Here is a 15,776-nt window from a genome sequence, read left to right on the forward strand (position 1 = left end):
AAAGTGAGCAACGTACGCATTGATCATATTGCCTTCCTGACACCGGGAAACTATCCCGACGAAGACGCGAGCGCGGGATTCGAGCGGACGCTCGAACTGTTCCGCATGGGCGAGGCGCTCGGTTACGACAGCGCGTGGGTGCGGCAGCGCCATCTCGAGCGCGCCGTATCGTCGGCCGCCACGTTTCTCGCGGCGGCGAGCCAGCGGACGACGCGGATCGGACTCGGTGCGGCGGTGATCCAGATGGGCTACGAGAATCCGTTCCGGCTCGCCGAGGATCTCGCGACCGTGGACGTGCTGTCGAACGGGCGGCTCAACGTCGGGCTCAGCGCGGGCGCACCGAATCACGGCGCTCTGCTGGGCGAGCGGCTGTTCGACACCGATCCGGACCTGGTCGACTTTTCGCATGCGCGCGTGGCGCGCCTGCGCCGCAATCTCGCCGGCGACTGGCTCGGTGACGACGACACGTTCGTGGAGTCGGCCGCGGGCCGGGTGCGGCCGCGCGTGAGCCCTTATGCGCCCGGATTGACGGACCGGCTCTGGTATGGAGGGGGCTCGAGGCGCTCGATCGAGTGGGCCGCCAGAAACGGCTTCAACCTGCTGATCGGCAACCTGACGACGGGCGAGGGGACCGACAGTTACGTCGACGCCCAGCTCCGGCAGCTTGAGCTGTACCGCGCTCACTGGAGCGAGGCCGTCGCCCCGCGGATCGCGCTGGGGCGCGTGATCGTGCCGACCGACGGTGCGAATGCACGCGAGCGCGAACGCTATCGCGCGTTTGCCGATGCTCGCCATGCGCGGACGCTCGCGCCGCAGGGTGAGCGGCGCACGCTGTTCGCGCCGGATCTCGTCGGCTCCTCGGACGAGATCGTGGAGCGGCTGCTTGCTGACCCGGTGGTCGGACAGGTGCGGGAGCTGCGCCTCGAATTGCCTTACGACCTGCCGTTCGAGAATTACCGGCAGATCCTGGAGGACTTCATCACGCATATCGCGCCGGCGCTCGGATGGCAGCCGGTTGGCCGGCGAGAGCCCGCCGCGGCCTGATGCGATCGACATGACCTTCCCTCGAATGGAGCACGTGATCGAAGTCGGCGATGGAGCGGATGCGGCCGGGCACGCCGCGCGTGCCCGGCGCGTGCGCACGGCTCGCGTCGCGTGGCGCGCCGGCGGCGACGCACTTTCGACCTCGTTGCAACTGGACCGAACATGACAACCGCTTCTCAATCCCGGCTCGCGGCAATCGGCCGCCCGCGCCGCTTCGGCAACAAGCAGACTCACCCGGTACGCCGCTTCGGCGGCATCGCGATCGCGATCGTCCTGCATCTCCTTCTGATCTGGGCGCTCGTGAACGGTCTCGCGACCCGGGTCGTCCAGATCGTCCAGCAACCGATCGAGACGCGAATCATCGTGCCGGTGAAACCACCTCCGCCGCCTCCGCCGCCGAAGCCGGTCGAGAAGGTCGTGTCGAAGCCGCGAGTGGCACCGCCGCCGCCGCCGTTCGTGCCGCCGCCCGAGGTGCGCGTGCAGGCGCCGCCGCCGCCGACCATCACGCATCAGGACGTGCCGGCGCCGAGCGCCCCGGTGCACGAGGCACCGCCCGCGCCGGCGCCGGTGCCGGTCGCGAAGCCGGTGAACCACGAGATCGGCGTGGTCTGCCCGAATTCGGATGAAGTCCGATCGTCGATCGTCTATCCGCCGGAGGCGCAGGACAACAACATCACGGGCGATGTCACGGTCGAATTTACGGTGGACCCGGACGGCCACGTCGCGAACCTGCGGGTCGCGCAGCCGGCCGACCCGGTGCTCAATCGTGCGGCGCTCAACGCGGTCAAGCGCTTTCACTGCATTGCGCAGGGGCAGCCCGTGCGCGTGCGCGTCCCGTTTTCCTTCAACCTGAATTGACGCAGGCCACGGCGAGACGTTCGGCCGGGCCAGTTTTACGAATCGACACACGACGCATACGGAGTCCTTATGAACAAGCGCTTTCGCGCCGCAGTCGCGGCAAGTCTGATGATAACGGCCGGCATCGGCGGCACGCTGATCGCACCGCAAGCCGTGCTTGCACAGCAGGCGGGGGCATCCACGCCGAGCCAGGCGGCTTCCGGCGCGGCACTGACCTCGGCGGCACCGGCTGCCGCAAGTGCGGCCGATCATGCGGTGCCGCCGCCCGAACCGGCGACGTCGGCAACGGTCGAGAATCCGTACGGGCTGGGCGCCCTGTGGGCGAACGGCGACTTCGTCGCCCGCTTCGTGCTCGGGCTGCTCGTGGTCATGTCGCTCGGCAGCTGGTACATCATGATCACGAAGTTCGTCGAGCAGGCGCGGGCGAACGGCCGCGCGAAATCGGCCGACGAACAGGTCTGGAATGCGCCGACGCTGGCCGAGGGCGCCGCTCAGCTCGACGATGCGTCGCCGTTTCGCTTCATCGCCGAGAATGCGATCGAGGCGGGCGAACACCACGACACCGCGCTGCTCGATTCGGTCGACCGCAATACCTGGATCGACCTGAACATCGAGCGTTCGATCACCAGCGTGTCGAACCGGCTGCAGGACGGCCTGGCCTTTCTGGGCACGGTGGGTTCCACCGCGCCGTTCGTCGGCCTGTTCGGCACGGTGTGGGGCATCTATCACGCGCTGACCGCCATCGGCATCGCGGGCCAGGCGTCGATCGACAAGGTTGCCGGCCCGGTGGGCGAGGCGCTGATCATGACCGCGATCGGCCTGGCCGTGGCCGTGCCGGCCGTGCTCGGCTACAACTTCCTCGTGCGCCGCAACAAGTCCGTGATGGAGCGCGTGCGCGATTTCGGCGCGCAACTGCACACGGTATTGCTCGCAGGTGGCAGACGCGCGGCGGGCGGCATCGCGACGCCGGCGGCACAGGCGCCGCAGGCGCTGGCGGTTCAGTCGTAAGCGGGGCGCGTCATGGCAATCAGTGTCGGCGGTGACGACAACGACGAGGTTATCTCGGCGATCAACACGACGCCGCTCGTGGACGTGATGCTGGTGTTGCTGATCATCTTCCTGATCACGATTCCGGTGGTGACCCATACGATCCAGGTGCAGTTGCCGGCGGAGCGCGTCCAGCCGTTGCAGACGCAGCCGAAAAGCATCGAGATCGCGGTGAACCGGCAGGGCGACGTTTTCTGGGGCACGGAGCATGTGGATTTGCCGACGCTGGTGGCCCGGCTGAAAGACGTGTCGGCTCAGGCGCCGCAGCCGGACGTGCACGTGCGCGGCGACCAGGCCACGCCGTATCAGTACATCGGCAAGGTGGTAACCGCGTGCGAGCGGGCCGGGATCGGCAAGGTCGCCTTCATAACGCAACCGCCCGCACGGGGCGGCTAGGGAGTTCGAACGATGGGTATGAACGCAGGCTCCGGCGCAAGCCGGGACGACCCGGAAGTGATGGTCGACATCAACACCACGCCGCTGATCGACGTGATGCTGGTGCTGCTGATCATGTTGATCATCACGATCCCGATCCAGATGCATTCGGTGAAGATGAACCTGCCGGTGGGGAATCCGCCTGCACCGCCGCATCCGCCTCGGGTCGTACAGATCGATATCGGCGCCGACGGGGCGGTCAATTGGAACGGCGCGGCAGTGGGCGGCGGGGCCGCACTGGACGCGAAATTCCGCGAGGTGGCGACCGAGGCCGACCAGGACGAGATCCGGTTGCGCCCGGACAAGTCCGTACCCTACAGGGCGGTGGCCGAAGTGCTGGCCTCCGCCCAGCGCGAAGGGGCGACGAAGATCGGGTTGATCGGCAGCGAGCAGTTCACGCAATGAGTCATTCCAGAGCGCTGGTGATCATGGGGGCTTCAGGGCGGAGGACTGATCGCCGTCCATGGCGCAATCGACGTTTACCGACCCTTGGCACCGGTAGAGTCGGCGCAGGCGAAGAAGCGCCTTTGCCGTTAATCTCGGTACAACATATCAATATTCAATCATGAGCGAAACGCAGGCAGTGCGGCAGAACGGGCGTTCCAGGCAGATTCATCTTGGCGCGACGATCCACGGTCCCGGCGGACATTACGCCGGGTGGCGCCATCCCGACGCGGTAATCGATGCGAGCATCAATCCGGATTTCGCAAAGAGCGTGGCTCGCCAGGCCGAGGCCGCAAAGTTCGATTTCGTGTTCGTCGCGGACGGCCTGCATATCAACGCGAAATCGATCCCGCACTTCCTGAACCGTTTCGAGCCGCTCACGCTGCTGTCGGCACTGTCGGCCGTCACCGAGCGGGTGGGGCTGGTGGGAACGCTGTCGACGTCGTACAGCGAGCCGTTCACGGTTGCCCGGCAGTTCGCGAGCCTGGATCACTTGAGCCGAGGGCGTGCAGGCTGGAACGTTGTTACGTCGCCGCTCGAAGGCTCGGCACGGAATTTTTCGCGCACCGAGCATCCCGAGCATGACGAACGGTACCGGATCGCCGACGAATATCTCGCGGTCACGAAGGGGCTCTGGGATTCATGGGAGGAAGACGCGTTCGTGCGCGACCGCGCGAGCGGGGTGTTTTTCGATCCCGCGAAGCTCCATACACTCAATCACAAGGGCAAGTATTTCTCTGTCGAGGGGCCGCTGAACGTCGGGCGTACGCCGCAGGCGCGCCCCATTCTGTTTCAGGCCGGCGCGTCCGATGCCGGCAAGCAACTCGCGGCCACGCATGCGGATGCTGTCTTCACCCATCACGACACGCTTGCCCAGGCGCGCGCATTTTATGCGGATCTCAAGCGTCAGCTGATCGAGCAAGGTCGTCACCCCCACGAGCTGAAGATTTTCCAGGGGATCGGCGTGATCGTGGGGCAGTCGGCCGAGGAGGCGGAGCAGCAATACCAGGGGAGCTAGAAACTGATCACGGTCGGCAGCGCGCTCGATCATCTCGGGCGATTTTTCGAGCATCACGATTTCGGCCAATATCCGCTCGACGAGCCGTTTCCGGAGCTGGGTGACCTCGGCAGCAACAGTTTCCGCAGCGGGACCGACGAGATCAAGCGCAATGCGCGCGAGCGCGGACTGACGTTGCGCCAGGTCGCGCTCGAAGCGGCTGCACCGCGGCCGCGTTTCGTCGGTACGCCCGAGCACATCGCGGACGGCTTGCAGGAATGGTTCGAAGCCGACGCCGCGGACGGTTTCATCGTCGGCGGCGGTACGCCAACGGCATTCACCGACTTCGTCGAGCAGGTGGTGCCGATCCTTCGGGAGCGTGGTCTGTTCCGGGCCGAATATGAAGGCACGACCCTCCGGGACCACCTCGCCGTCCCTTATCCGCGCAATCGTTACGCGTCAGCGTAAGGGCTCGGAATTCGCTCTGACTGCGCGGTGCGACTGTGCAAGCATGGCTCCATACAAACTTGCGACCACAATTCTACATAACCAACTCTCTCATCGGGAACGCGTGTAGCAGCTTTCGCAATCCCGTGTGTGGCCCGACGGTATCGATGACGGTATCTCTACAAAGACCTCCATCGAGATGCGCTGCCTTCGCGGATCTTCAGCGAAAGCATGCCTTGTTTTTCCGGTGCGGTCTCTCCAGTACCGGCAACAGCCAGCCGAATTCTTCGGTATCTTTGACGGTATCGGCGCTGCGCGACCGTGCAGAAGCGCCGTCGCTGCAAGGGTTCAGCTGATCGATTGACGATCGAGTGGGTATGCTTCACCCGCCAAGAGGAATGCCGTCAGCGCTGGCCGGCACACTGGTTCCTCTGCTGCCAAATAAACGTTGCCCCGCTTCCTGGAAGGCGGATTCATGACGGCCTTTCAGCTCTGCGGGTTCGCTCCGCAGGGACACGATCGGAAGTACTCAGACGTTCGAACATCTGTAGATTGAACCGCGCGGATGTGTGACGATATGGTGGACCGAATGCATCATGGATGCGGTGGCCATCGGTTGCGCGGCACATGGCCGGTGCTGCCGCGCCCGGGTGGCGGTGAGGCGGCACGCAGTATCTCGCGTCCGCTTTTTAGTGTTCGGGCCGGGACGGGAGGAATCGAGTTTGAGGGGCCGGAGCGGAGGGCCTTGCGGGCATTGGCTCACATCACGAGCACGATCCAGAGTTAAATGATTTGTGATGTCTGCGGTGTTCCGTCGAGGTGCGCTGGAATCCGTCGAAGCTTCGGCTGGCGAGGGCCCTCGAGCGGGTGAGCCGCCGATATTGGCCGAGTACCTGTTCACGCCGCGATTTTTAATGTCTTTTTAGTGTTCGGCGAGTGACGCGGCGGATCCGGAGCTTGGCTTGCCGGTCGAATCGGACAGGGACACGAGCGTTGTTTGACTGCGGTCGTGCATCACGTCGAGCGTGTGATGCGCGTTGATTGACGGATGAGTTTGCAAGCTAGCGCGACCGACGTGTGGTGCGCGTATGGACGCGGAAGTTTGACAGTTTTTTTCGTAGAAACTTCAGGGGGCGAGTTAGGACGTGCGCGGTTGAGTAATGAAAGAGGGGCGCGATGCGCTCCGCCGAAGTGGTCCATTTCGAGGCAGGATCCGGCGGAATGAAGGGGAACATAGACAGGGCTATGTTCCCCTTCATTTCGGGACATGGGCGGAGCCCCTGCGTGCGCGGCACTCGTCGGAGGGAATTGCGTGCTCCCACCGCGACGATCGAAAAGCGGTGCCGTCACCGTTTCGGCGCCCCTGTATTTCTGGCGCGGGCGACGACGTGCCGGTGGGCGGGTTCATTTGCCATTGCGTCACACGCGGGCCTGGAGGTTCTTCGATCCGGGCGGGGCTGTTGGCGAGGCGACTTCGTCTCAGGCGGTGCTGAAGCTCAATTGCGAGCGCCCATATTTTGCTTGGTGGCAGGGCAGGGCCTCGGCGGGCCGGGGGGCTGAATTCTCTCCGCGGTGCGGAGAGAATTGGGGAGCGCCCAGCAGGGTTCCGCCGTGGCTGAGATTCCGGTAACGTGGCCCCTATTGGCGCGCGCCGGCCCGCCGAGTCCTCCATTCAAGACCAGATGACCGAACTCGTCCCCGCATCCCTATTGACCGACATCCGCCGCATGATTGATTCGGCGCGCGCCCGAGCGGCGGCGGCCGTCAATGCTGAACTGACCCTACTTTATTGGCAGGTTGGTTGTCGCATTCGAGATGATGTGCTGGGCGGTGAGCGCGCGGGCTATGGACAACAGATCCTCCCTGCGCTCGCCCGGCAACTGAGAGCCGAATACGGCCGGGGATGGAGCGAGCAGCAATTGCGCCACTGCATCCGCGCGGCGGAGGTGTTTTCGGACGAGTCAATTCTCTCCGCACTGCGGAGAGAATTGAGCTGGACCCATCTGAAGATGTTGGTCGCTCAGGAAATTCGATTGAAGGACAGAAACGGGTCGTTCGGGGCCGTTCGCATCGCCCTAGAACCGCAATTCGCGGTCGCGTGCCAACCCTGACGTCGAAATGAACGCGCCAGCGAGATAGGGCATATTACCTGTCGTGATCGATGCATCTGTCAAATCCTTGCTAATTGCAACCGCTCGGAAATCTCGATCCGCGTGATGCGTGCCGCCGCCGAATTGAACATGCGTACGGTGGCGGTGTATTCGAAGGAAGACCGCCTCGCACTGCATCGCTTCACGGTGGACGAAAGCAACCAGACCGGCGAGGGCCGGAAGCCGCTCGCCGCGTATCTCGACATCGACGACATCCTGCGCGTCGCGCGGCAGGCGCTGGGCGAGCAGAAGAGCGTCGTGAAGCCGGGCGGAAGGGCTGCGGCGAAGGATCTGCTGATCGAGCTGAAGGACGCCTCGTGAAGGGAGCGCTGAATAGCCATTTCAACCTGATTTCGGAAATGCCGCACGGGGGCATGAAGATTTTGGGCTATGGCAAGGATATTTCGATGCAGTCCCTTGAGGACGATAGCTGCGTCCGGCATGTGACGATTGCCAATCAGATCGCTCCCCGGGTGGCTAAGAGGTTCGACGCGCATCTGTGGAACCGCACGGAATGCGGTTGATTATTTTCGATGCGCCGCATAGTAATCGAATGAAGCCGACGCGTCGAAATTCTGGATGCTCAATCGGATGAGGCACAATAGAGCCGGAGTCGGTGATCTGAAAAGGCCCACGCTCGCGTGTGCCGAATCAAGCATGGCCGAAGAGCCCGCTATTCGTCGAAACAGAGGATGGAAAATCGTCCGTCTGGTCGCCGTGTTATCCAGTATTAATTCGCCCCGGTCGTTTCATCGATACAATCCGTACGAGACACCGAAAGATCGCCTCTGCCGTTGCTTGGCGGCAGTGCCGTCGCATTGCCGTGATGGAGCAATGCCGGGTTGAGGCGGCGCGGCGATCGATGGCGACCGACAGCGGGGGCTCGGCGGCTGTCATGCAGGTGTCCGGTTTCGACGAATCAGGCTTCGTCACCCGTTTCGGATCGACCTGTTCGAAGGGTAAATGCCAACGCTGTTATTTCAACTACATGGAGAAAAGAATGAAGAGGATCATGATCGGACTGGTTGCGCTTGCCATGTCCGCCACCGGGTTTGCCAAGGAATGGACGACGATTCGCATTGGCGTCGACCCGTCTTATCCTCCGTTTGAATACAAGAAACCGTCCGGCGAATTGACTGGCTTCGGCGTGGACCTCGGCAATGAAGTGTGCAGGCGCCTCAATGCGAAATGCCTCTGGGTCGAAAATGCGTTCGACGGCATGATTCCCGGGCTGAAGGCGCGGAAATTCGACGCGGTCCTGTCGTCGATGTCGATGACGCCTGCGCGATTGAAGCAAATCGATTTCTCGAACAAGACGGCGCACGCACCGACGTTTCTTGTCGCGAAAAAGGGCTCGGGTATCCAGCCGACGCCGGCATCGCTCAACGGTAAAGCCGTCGGCGTGCTGCAAGGCTCGATGCAGGAGACGTATGCGAAGGCGCATTGGGAAGGTATCGGCGCACGGATCCTGTCGTATCAGAACCAGGATCAGGTGTATGCCGACCTGACCAACGGCCGGCTCGATGCGGCGTTGCAAAACGGCGTGCAAGCATCGCGGGGCTTCTTGAATACGCCGCAAGGCAAGGACTACGCGTTCGCGGGCGGTGAACTGAGCGATCCGAAGATTTTCGGACCGGGTCAGGGCATCGGCATCCGCAAGGAAGACACGGACCTGAAGGACAAGATCAACACGGCGCTCGCCGCGATCCGTGCCGACGGGACGTATGACAAAATCGCTAGTCGCTATTTCAATTTCGACATCTACGGCAATTGAGCGCGTGCGCGTCCTGCTCGTCGCACCGGGTGACGGGCGCGTGACGTACCCGGGGCGGCGGAACGAGGCGGCGGCACGATGATGCGTCCGCCGCGCCGAAGTGCATGTGAAGGGGCCGGTGCGGATCGGACGTACGGCGATCGAGCACATGCGCCCCCCGGGAGAGAGATCGCCCCGGAGCCGCTCAGTTGCGCTTAAGTGCCTTGTTCATGAAGAACACCGTGCCGAGCAAAGACGCGGCGAGGATGCCGATCGTCACCCACGCGAAAGACGCGGATCCCGCCCGGCCAAGCAAAATGCCGCCGACAGCCCCGCCGGTGGCCACGGCAGTATTCCAGCCCGCCGTATACATGGATTGCGCGACGTCGACTGATTCCCCGGCGAATCGAGACAACGCGGTTTGCGTAATCGTCGCAAATCCACCCACTGCAGCACCCCAGATCGCCACGGACGGAAGGATCATCTGCGCATTGCCTACCCCCCACCCCAGCAAGAGCGACGCGACAGCAAACACGACAATGCTCACCACGGCCAGGCATTGCAGACGACGATCAACCCACGCACCAACGAACCACAGGCCGACGATGGAACCCAGTCCGAAGATGAATAGAACGAGATCGACACGCGTCGCCAGCCCGGAGGGTTGCAGGAACGGCTCGATATAGATGTAGAGAATGTTGTGGGCAACCACGAACGTGAAGACCACGAAAAGCACGGAGCGGATTCCGCTGCCCAGGAAGACGGACCAGAGGGACTGGCGCTGGTCTCGGCTTTGCCCCGCGAAGTCGGGCACGATCGCGAGTATCCACGCAACGAGCAACAGCGCCAGAACGGTCATCAGAACAAAAGCGCCTTGCCATCCTATCAATCGACCCAGGAGGGTACCGAGAGGTACACCGAGCACCAGGGCAACGGTTGCGCCCGCACCGGAGATCGCGATCGCGCGCCCACTCATATGAGGGGGTGACATTCGCACGGCATAGCCAGCCAGCAGCGACCAGACGATGCCGCCGAATACGCCTGCGAAGAAGCGCGCGACCAGCGAAATGGAGTAGTCACGGGAAAGCGCCGTGATGAAATTTACAAAGGCAAAACCGAAGATTGCAAACAGGAGTAATGGGCGGCGGCGCATGCCTTGCGTCAGCACCGTCACTGGAATCGCCGCGACGAGTGCGCCCACCGCGTAGGCGGTAATGAATTGGCCTGCCAGGCTCTCGGAAACATGCAAGCCTTCCGCGATCGAAGCGAGCAGGCCAGCGGGCATGATTTCGGTCAGCAACGTTATGAAAGCGGCCATCGCCAACGCAAGCAGCCTCGCCAGCGGCAAGCGCCCCGCGTTCGGGGGCAGAACGGATGAAGTGGTGCGGTTCATTCAATAATTTCGCAATTAGATGAGAATGGTGTCCTGGTTCAATCGGCCCGATTCTTAACCGAGCACGCAATTTCATGATGGTGCTTGAACATGCAATTACGAGAAACAGGCTACAGTGAACAACACTCATGACGCGTATGTCATCAATAAAGAGGCCACATGGAAAGTCTTGATTCGCTGGGCATCTTTGTGCGGGTGGGGGAATCTCGCAGTTTCACTGCCGCAGGTCAGCAGTTGGGTATATCCGCATCGGCGGTCAGCAAGGCCATTGCGCGCCTTGAGGACCGACTCTGCACGCGGCTATTTCATCGTTCCACGCGCACCGTCACGCTGACACCCGAGGGGATCAATTTCCTCGAACGCTGTCGCCGGATTTTGCATGAGCTGGAACTGGCCCAGGACGAACTTGCTCTATCGCAGCGATCGCCGCGCGGCAAGCTTCGTGTCAGCCTGCCCTCGGTCGGTCTTCTGTTCATGCCGCAATTCGCTCAATTCAGCCGTCTATATCCCGACATCGAATTGGACATCGACTGCACCGACCGTCTGGTAGCCGTGATCGAAGATGGGTTCGATGCTGTTATTCGTACCGGCGAACCCAAGGATTCGCGCCTTACCGCGCGCAAACTCGGTACCTATCGCCGCGCCATGGTCGCCGCGCCAGAGTACTTGAAGGTGCATGGCCTCCCCCAGAAGCCGGAAGACTTGTTGCAACATCGCTGTCTCCTGTACCGCTACCCGACGAGTGGGAAGATAGATTCCTGGCCGCTATCCAGGAAGGGAGAAAAGCTCCTTTTGGATCTGCCCGATTCGATGGTCGCCAATACGCTTGAACCGCTACTCTGCTTTGCCGAGTCGGGGCTTGGCATTGCGTGCCTACCCGATATCGCCATTCGCCAACAACTGGAATCGCGCACTCTGATTCCGGTGCTCGACAAGTTCAATGGTGACAGTACGACCCTGCATGTTTTATGGCCGTCGGGCAAACACCTTGCGCCAAAACTGCGGATCTTCATCGACTACATGGCAGAATGCCTCACGCTGAACTCAGCGCGGCGATGATCCGCCTGGTTAGAGCGGATCACGGATAAAAAAAGACCCGCGGTCGCGGGTCTGATTAAATTGGAGATCAAATTGAATCCGGTTCAGTGAGCAATCATCACATGCCGAACACAGCTATAGTCTTCGAGCGCGTAGGCCGAGAGATCTTTCCCGTAACCGGAAACCTTCATACCGCCATGCGGCATTTCCGACACCAGATTGAAATGCGTATTCACCCACGTACAGCCATACTGGAGATCGGCACTCACTCGCATGGCGCGAGCAACATTCGTGGTCCATACGGAACTGGCAAGGCCGTAGTCCGAATCATTTGCCCAAGCGACCACCTCGTCTTCTTCATCGAAACGTGTCACTGACACGACGGGGCCAAAGACCTCTTTCTGAACGATCTCGTCGGCCTGCAGGGCGCCTGCAAGAACAGTGGGGCTGTAGAAGTACCCCGGGAGATCGAGTCTCCTACCGCCAGCCGTTACCTCGATGTGTCCTGTTGCCACGGCGCGATCGACAAACGATTCGACGCGGTCACGCTGGGCATCCGAGATCAGTGCCCCCATCTTTGTGTCAGGTGCTGCCGGCATACCAACGGAGATACCGCTGGCAGCGGCAGAGATTCGGGCGACCACCTCATCGTAGATCGAGCCCTGTACGTACAGCCTGCAAGGGGCCGTGCAGTCCTGGCCGGCATTGTAGAAGGCGAAATCGCCGATGCATGCGGCCAGCCGATCGACGTCGGCATCTCCGAAGGCGATAACCGGCGCTTTCCCACCGAGCTCCAGGTGCGTTTTCGTTATCCGCGCGGACGCCATGCCCAGAATTTTGCTTCCAGTGCCGACGTCCCCGGTGAGCGAAACCATCCGGACGAGTGGATGCTGTACCAGCGCCGCGCCGACCGAGTGACCACGGCCATTGACGATATTGACGACGCCAGGCGGCAAGATCTCCGCAATCAGGGACGCAAGCGCCAACGTGGTGAGCGGCGTCATTTCCGACGGTTTGAGGACAACGGTGTTCCCGGCCGCGATCGCGGGTGCGATCTTCCAGATGGCCATCATCAACGGATAGTTCCACGGAGCGATGCTTGCAACGACGCCCAGCGGTTCACGCCGGATCATGCTGGTGTGGGAATCGAGATATTCGCCGCTCACGGGCGCCTGTTGCGTTCGACACGCACCCGCGAAGAATCGGAGCACGTCTGCGCATGCGGGAATTTCGTCGCCGATCACGGATTGCAACGGCTTGCCGCAGTTCAACGATTCCAGCTGCGAGAGATACCCCGACGCGTGCTCGATGCGGTCCGCCAGGCGAAGCAGCAAGTCCGCCCTTTCTTTCGGAGTGGTCTTTCGCCAGGTCGCGAAAGCGCATTGCGCGGCGCTGACCGCAGTGTCGACCTGATCTCCGGTGGCCTCGCCGAACGTACCCATCACCGCGCCTGTCGCGGGCGCGTGAAGGACCAGGGAATCGCCTTTCCCGGGCACCGTCTCGTTGTTGATGAACTGTGCCCCGTTGTCGAGCAGCGCGGCGATCTTGTCATACACTTCACTCATAGGGTTTCTCCTTTCCGTTTTCGCACCAGTGAGCGTTGAGAGCGATCCGGACGGATCGCTTTCCTGCGTTCAATTGAGTTCCTTCGCGATGATCTCTGCAACTGCATCGACTTCCGCTCGCGTTGACGACCACGACGTGACGAAGCGCACGGGAAGCTCGTTGTCGCGCAGTTGCACCGACTTCGGAAGGCTGCTCGGATACCAGTCGCTGCATCGCACGCCGGCCGCCTTGAGACGGTCGAACAGCTCACGCTCCATCACGACGAAAATTTCGTTTGCCTGAACCGGCCACGCGGAACGGATTGCGTCGAATCTCGACAGCGTGGAAGACAGATATCGGGCCGTGTCGTTTGCGCTTCTCGCCAGGTCGAGCCAGTGATCGTTCGACAGCCATGCCGTGAACTGCGACCCCAGCACACGTCCCTTCGAGATGAGTTGGCCGGCCCGCTTTCGTCGCAAGTCGAAGTCCTTGGCGAGCGCATGGTTGAAGAATACGACGGCCTCTGCCATGAGCGCACCATTCTTCGATGCCCCCAGACAAAGCACGTCGACACCGGCCTTCCACGTGATATCGGCCGGTGCACACCCCAACGAGGCAACGGCGTTCGAAAAGCGTGCGCCGTCCATGTGAACGTGGATGCCGTGCTCGTGGGCGGCATCCGTGAGCCGCTTCAGCTCGGAGGGTTCATAGACCAGTCCATTCTCCGTTGCCTGCGTGACGCTCAAGGCCGATACGGACACGTTGTGCGGTCGGTCCGCCGGCAGCTTCTTCAGAAGATCGGAAAAGTCTTTCTCGGTGATCTTTCCACTATCCGTCTCGAGCGGGATCAATCGTGCCCCTCCGGTGAACAACTCCGGCGCACTCACTTCATCGATCGTCACATGTGCGTGGCTGTGGCACAGGATGGCATCCCACGGATTCGCCAGTGCGGAAAGCGCCAGGCAATTGGCGGCGGTGCCCGTCGTGACCAAGAACGCCTGTACTTCGCGGTCGAAGGTCTCGGAGAGTGCAAGCTCGGCCTGTTTGGTGAAGTCATCGTTGCCGTACGAGCTGGCGGTACCCGTACATGCGGATACGAGCGATTCGAGAACCTGCGGCGACACGCCGGACTGATTGTCGCTACCAAAATTCATAGATATTTTCTCCATTCGGTTTACTTTGCGTAGCTCGACACACCGTTTGACGGAGCGTGGCCACTGGTACCGGAATTGCGATATCGGGTTCGAGCCGTTGAAGTGCCCGGATTGAGCCGTCGCTCGACTCTGCCCAAGACTCTCCGGAGGATTTCCACCATCACGACATAGGTTGCGCCACACAGCAGGTATATCCGGTAATCGTACGTGTTGCTGAATATCACCTTCGACGCGCCGAGCAGATCGTAAATCGCGACTACACTCGCAACCGCACTTCCTTTCAGCATGAGGATCACTTCATTCCCGTACGGCCTGATCGCAGTGCGCATGCCCAGCGGGAAAATGAACCGGGTCAGCAAGGTTGCATCGTCGAAGCCCATGGCCCTGGCGGCCTCGAGTTGCCCCCTCTGGATCGAGTTCACCGCGCCCCTGATGATCTCCGCCTGATAGGCGGCGGTGTTCATGGAGAACGCGAGGACGGCACAGAACACCGGGTCGCGAAAGAAGACCCACACGCCGACTTGCCGCAGCCACGGTTCGAACTGGCCTGATCCGTAGTAGATAAAGAACAGTTGCGCGAGGAGCGGGGTCCCTCGAAAGAAGGCGATATAGATGGCGACCGCCTTGCGAACCGGAGCACGATTGGTCGCGCGCAGTACGGTCAATGCTCCGGCGAGGCACCCGCCAAGCGCGAGCGAGGCCGCGGTAAGCGCAAGCGTGACGAGGAGCCCCTGCCAGAGGGCAGGTACGTACGAGATGTAGGAATCGATATCAAACATGGCGCACACTCCCTCGCGAAAAGTGCCGCTCGAGGGACGAAAAAAGTATCACCAGGCACCATGCCATTGCAAGATAGAGCAGGCATGCCGAGAAGAAAAACACGATCGGCTGCTTGGTGTTACCTGACGCCAGATAGCTCTGGCGCATCAGGTCTTCCAGGGCAATGATCGAGACCAATGAGGTGTCCTTCAAGATGTTCAGGCAGTTGTTGCCTAGCGATGGCAGGGCGGTTCGCAGTATTTGAGGAAGGGAAATCCGGAAAAAGATCGTCACTGGATGCAAGCCGAAGCTTTTCGCCGCCTCAAGCTGTCCTTTCTCAAGCGCGCGAATAGCCGCAAGGAAGTTTTCGCTCGAGTAGGCTGCCGCAACCAGAGTCAGTGCGAACGCGCCTGCCGCGAAGGGCGGGATCTGAATGCCCGAGAGAATGGGCACACTGTCGCCGGTCGCGTCCAGCAGCATCTGCGCGCCGTAGTAGATCAGAATCAAGGTAAGCAGTTCGGGCATCCCCCTGAAGACTGTCGTAACGGCTTCGGCGGCCCAACGACTCACCAGAAATCTCGATTCCTTTCCGAGTGCGACGACCAAACCCAGGAGGAATCCCGTCGGGGCCGTGACCACGGTCATTTCTATGGTGACGACTGCTCCCGAAACAAGCTGGGAAAACCAGCCCCAATACTGTTGCAAGTTCATG

The 15,776-nt window shown here is 61.6% G+C and carries 13 protein-coding genes and 3 pseudogenes; 11 read left to right on the top strand and 5 right to left on the bottom strand.

Annotation, left to right across the window (positions count from 1 at the left end; all coding sequences use genetic code 11):
• Positions 1 to 3 precede the first annotated feature (3 nt).
• The 10 genes and pseudogenes from BDO18943_RS04800 to BDO18943_RS04845 all read left to right on the top strand — a co-directional run bounded on the left by BDO18943_RS04800 (position 4) and on the right by BDO18943_RS04845 (position 9,196).
• Entirely contained in the window at positions 4 to 1,044 is a 1,041-nt protein-coding gene (locus BDO18943_RS04800; RefSeq protein WP_175021465.1) for an LLM class flavin-dependent oxidoreductase, read from the top strand.
• A 162-nt stretch (positions 1,045 to 1,206) separates the two neighbouring features.
• The gene (locus tag BDO18943_RS04805; protein WP_175021466.1) at positions 1,207 to 1,902 is read left to right on the top strand and encodes an energy transducer TonB; all 696 of its coding nucleotides are present in this window, start codon (positions 1,207 to 1,209) and stop codon (positions 1,900 to 1,902) included.
• 69 nt (positions 1,903 to 1,971) lie between these two features.
• Positions 1,972 to 2,910: a MotA/TolQ/ExbB proton channel family protein gene (locus BDO18943_RS04810; protein WP_175021467.1), complete on the top strand. Its 939-nt coding sequence runs from the start codon at positions 1,972 to 1,974 to the stop codon at positions 2,908 to 2,910.
• 12 nt (positions 2,911 to 2,922) lie between these two features.
• Entirely contained in the window at positions 2,923 to 3,345 is a 423-nt protein-coding gene (locus BDO18943_RS04815; RefSeq protein ID WP_175021468.1) for an ExbD/TolR family protein, read from the top strand.
• Between the two features lie 12 nt (positions 3,346 to 3,357).
• Complete coding sequence (locus tag BDO18943_RS04820) at positions 3,358 to 3,789, top strand: ExbD/TolR family protein (RefSeq protein WP_175021469.1); 432 nt, start codon at positions 3,358 to 3,360, stop codon at positions 3,787 to 3,789.
• A gap of 160 nt (positions 3,790 to 3,949) precedes the next feature.
• Positions 3,950 to 5,293, top strand: a pseudogene (locus BDO18943_RS04825) (LLM class flavin-dependent oxidoreductase).
• A 1,661-nt stretch (positions 5,294 to 6,954) separates the two neighbouring features.
• Positions 6,955 to 7,311: pseudogene (locus tag BDO18943_RS04830) on the top strand (DUF1016 N-terminal domain-containing protein); the annotation flags it as partial.
• A gap of 177 nt (positions 7,312 to 7,488) precedes the next feature.
• A pseudogene (locus BDO18943_RS43125) lies at positions 7,489 to 7,659 on the top strand (biotin carboxylase N-terminal domain-containing protein); the annotation flags it as partial.
• 80 nt (positions 7,660 to 7,739) lie between these two features.
• Positions 7,740 to 7,946, top strand: a complete 207-nt coding sequence (locus BDO18943_RS04840) for a hypothetical protein (protein ID WP_175021470.1) — start codon at positions 7,740 to 7,742, stop codon at positions 7,944 to 7,946.
• 464 nt (positions 7,947 to 8,410) lie between these two features.
• On the top strand, positions 8,411 to 9,196 hold the full coding sequence (locus tag BDO18943_RS04845; protein WP_175021516.1) for an ABC transporter substrate-binding protein: 786 nt from the start codon (positions 8,411 to 8,413) through the stop codon (positions 9,194 to 9,196).
• A gap of 184 nt (positions 9,197 to 9,380) precedes the next feature.
• On the opposite strand, the gene BDO18943_RS04850 is transcribed toward BDO18943_RS04845, so the two are convergent.
• Positions 9,381 to 10,568 carry an MFS transporter gene (locus BDO18943_RS04850; protein WP_210771941.1) on the bottom strand — a complete coding sequence of 396 codons (1,188 nt, stop codon included), beginning with the start codon at positions 10,566 to 10,568 and terminating at the stop codon, positions 9,381 to 9,383.
• A 159-nt stretch (positions 10,569 to 10,727) separates the two neighbouring features.
• Between BDO18943_RS04850 and BDO18943_RS04855 the strand changes: the two genes are divergently transcribed.
• Positions 10,728 to 11,627 carry a LysR family transcriptional regulator gene (locus tag BDO18943_RS04855; RefSeq protein ID WP_175021471.1) on the top strand — a complete coding sequence of 300 codons (900 nt, stop codon included), beginning with the start codon at positions 10,728 to 10,730 and terminating at the stop codon, positions 11,625 to 11,627.
• A gap of 83 nt (positions 11,628 to 11,710) precedes the next feature.
• Here the strand turns inward: BDO18943_RS04855 and BDO18943_RS04860 are convergent, their stop codons facing one another.
• From BDO18943_RS04860 to BDO18943_RS04875, 4 genes are all read right to left on the bottom strand, one after another.
• Positions 11,711 to 13,171 (bottom strand): gamma-aminobutyraldehyde dehydrogenase, encoded by a 1,461-nt coding sequence (locus BDO18943_RS04860; RefSeq protein WP_175021472.1) that lies wholly within the window; start codon positions 13,169 to 13,171, stop codon positions 11,711 to 11,713.
• Positions 13,172 to 13,240: 69 nt separating this feature from the next.
• A complete protein-coding gene (locus tag BDO18943_RS04865) occupies positions 13,241 to 14,305 on the bottom strand; it encodes a threonine aldolase family protein (protein WP_175021473.1) in 1,065 nt (354 codons plus the stop codon).
• Between the two features lie 20 nt (positions 14,306 to 14,325).
• Positions 14,326 to 15,084 (bottom strand): ABC transporter permease, encoded by a 759-nt coding sequence (locus tag BDO18943_RS04870; RefSeq protein ID WP_175021474.1) that lies wholly within the window; start codon positions 15,082 to 15,084, stop codon positions 14,326 to 14,328.
• Positions 15,077 to 15,775 (bottom strand): ABC transporter permease, encoded by a 699-nt coding sequence (locus BDO18943_RS04875; RefSeq protein WP_175021475.1) that lies wholly within the window; start codon positions 15,773 to 15,775, stop codon positions 15,077 to 15,079. The genes BDO18943_RS04870 and BDO18943_RS04875 overlap by 8 nt, the downstream gene beginning before the upstream one ends.
• Between the last annotated feature and the right edge of the window lies 1 nt (position 15,776).

Origin of the sequence: Burkholderia aenigmatica (assembly GCF_902499175.1) — a bacterium.
Taxonomy (GTDB): Bacteria; Pseudomonadota; Gammaproteobacteria; order Burkholderiales; family Burkholderiaceae; genus Burkholderia; species Burkholderia aenigmatica.

What these genes read in the sequence shown, in the direction of transcription:
- BDO18943_RS04805 (WP_175021466.1), top strand. Translation starts at nt 1,207, where the DNA reads ATGACAACCGCTTCTCAATCCCGGCTCGCGGCAATCGGCCGCCCGCGC.
- BDO18943_RS04810 (WP_175021467.1), top strand. Translation starts at nt 1,972, where the DNA reads ATGAACAAGCGCTTTCGCGCCGCAGTCGCGGCAAGTCTGATGATAACG.
- BDO18943_RS04815 (WP_175021468.1), top strand. Translation starts at nt 2,923, where the DNA reads ATGGCAATCAGTGTCGGCGGTGACGACAACGACGAGGTTATCTCGGCG.
- BDO18943_RS04820 (WP_175021469.1), top strand. Translation starts at nt 3,358, where the DNA reads ATGGGTATGAACGCAGGCTCCGGCGCAAGCCGGGACGACCCGGAAGTG.
- BDO18943_RS04845 (WP_175021516.1), top strand. Translation starts at nt 8,411, where the DNA reads ATGGAGAAAAGAATGAAGAGGATCATGATCGGACTGGTTGCGCTTGCC.
- BDO18943_RS04850 (WP_210771941.1), bottom strand. Translation starts at nt 10,568, where the DNA reads ATGAACCGCACCACTTCATCCGTTCTGCCCCCGAACGCGGGGCGCTTG.
- BDO18943_RS04855 (WP_175021471.1), top strand. Translation starts at nt 10,728, where the DNA reads ATGGAAAGTCTTGATTCGCTGGGCATCTTTGTGCGGGTGGGGGAATCT.
- BDO18943_RS04860 (WP_175021472.1), bottom strand. Translation starts at nt 13,171, where the DNA reads ATGAGTGAAGTGTATGACAAGATCGCCGCGCTGCTCGACAACGGGGCA.
- BDO18943_RS04865 (WP_175021473.1), bottom strand. Translation starts at nt 14,305, where the DNA reads ATGAATTTTGGTAGCGACAATCAGTCCGGCGTGTCGCCGCAGGTTCTC.
- BDO18943_RS04870 (WP_175021474.1), bottom strand. Translation starts at nt 15,084, where the DNA reads ATGTTTGATATCGATTCCTACATCTCGTACGTACCTGCCCTCTGGCAG.
- BDO18943_RS04875 (WP_175021475.1), bottom strand. Translation starts at nt 15,775, where the DNA reads ATGAACTTGCAACAGTATTGGGGCTGGTTTTCCCAGCTTGTTTCGGGA.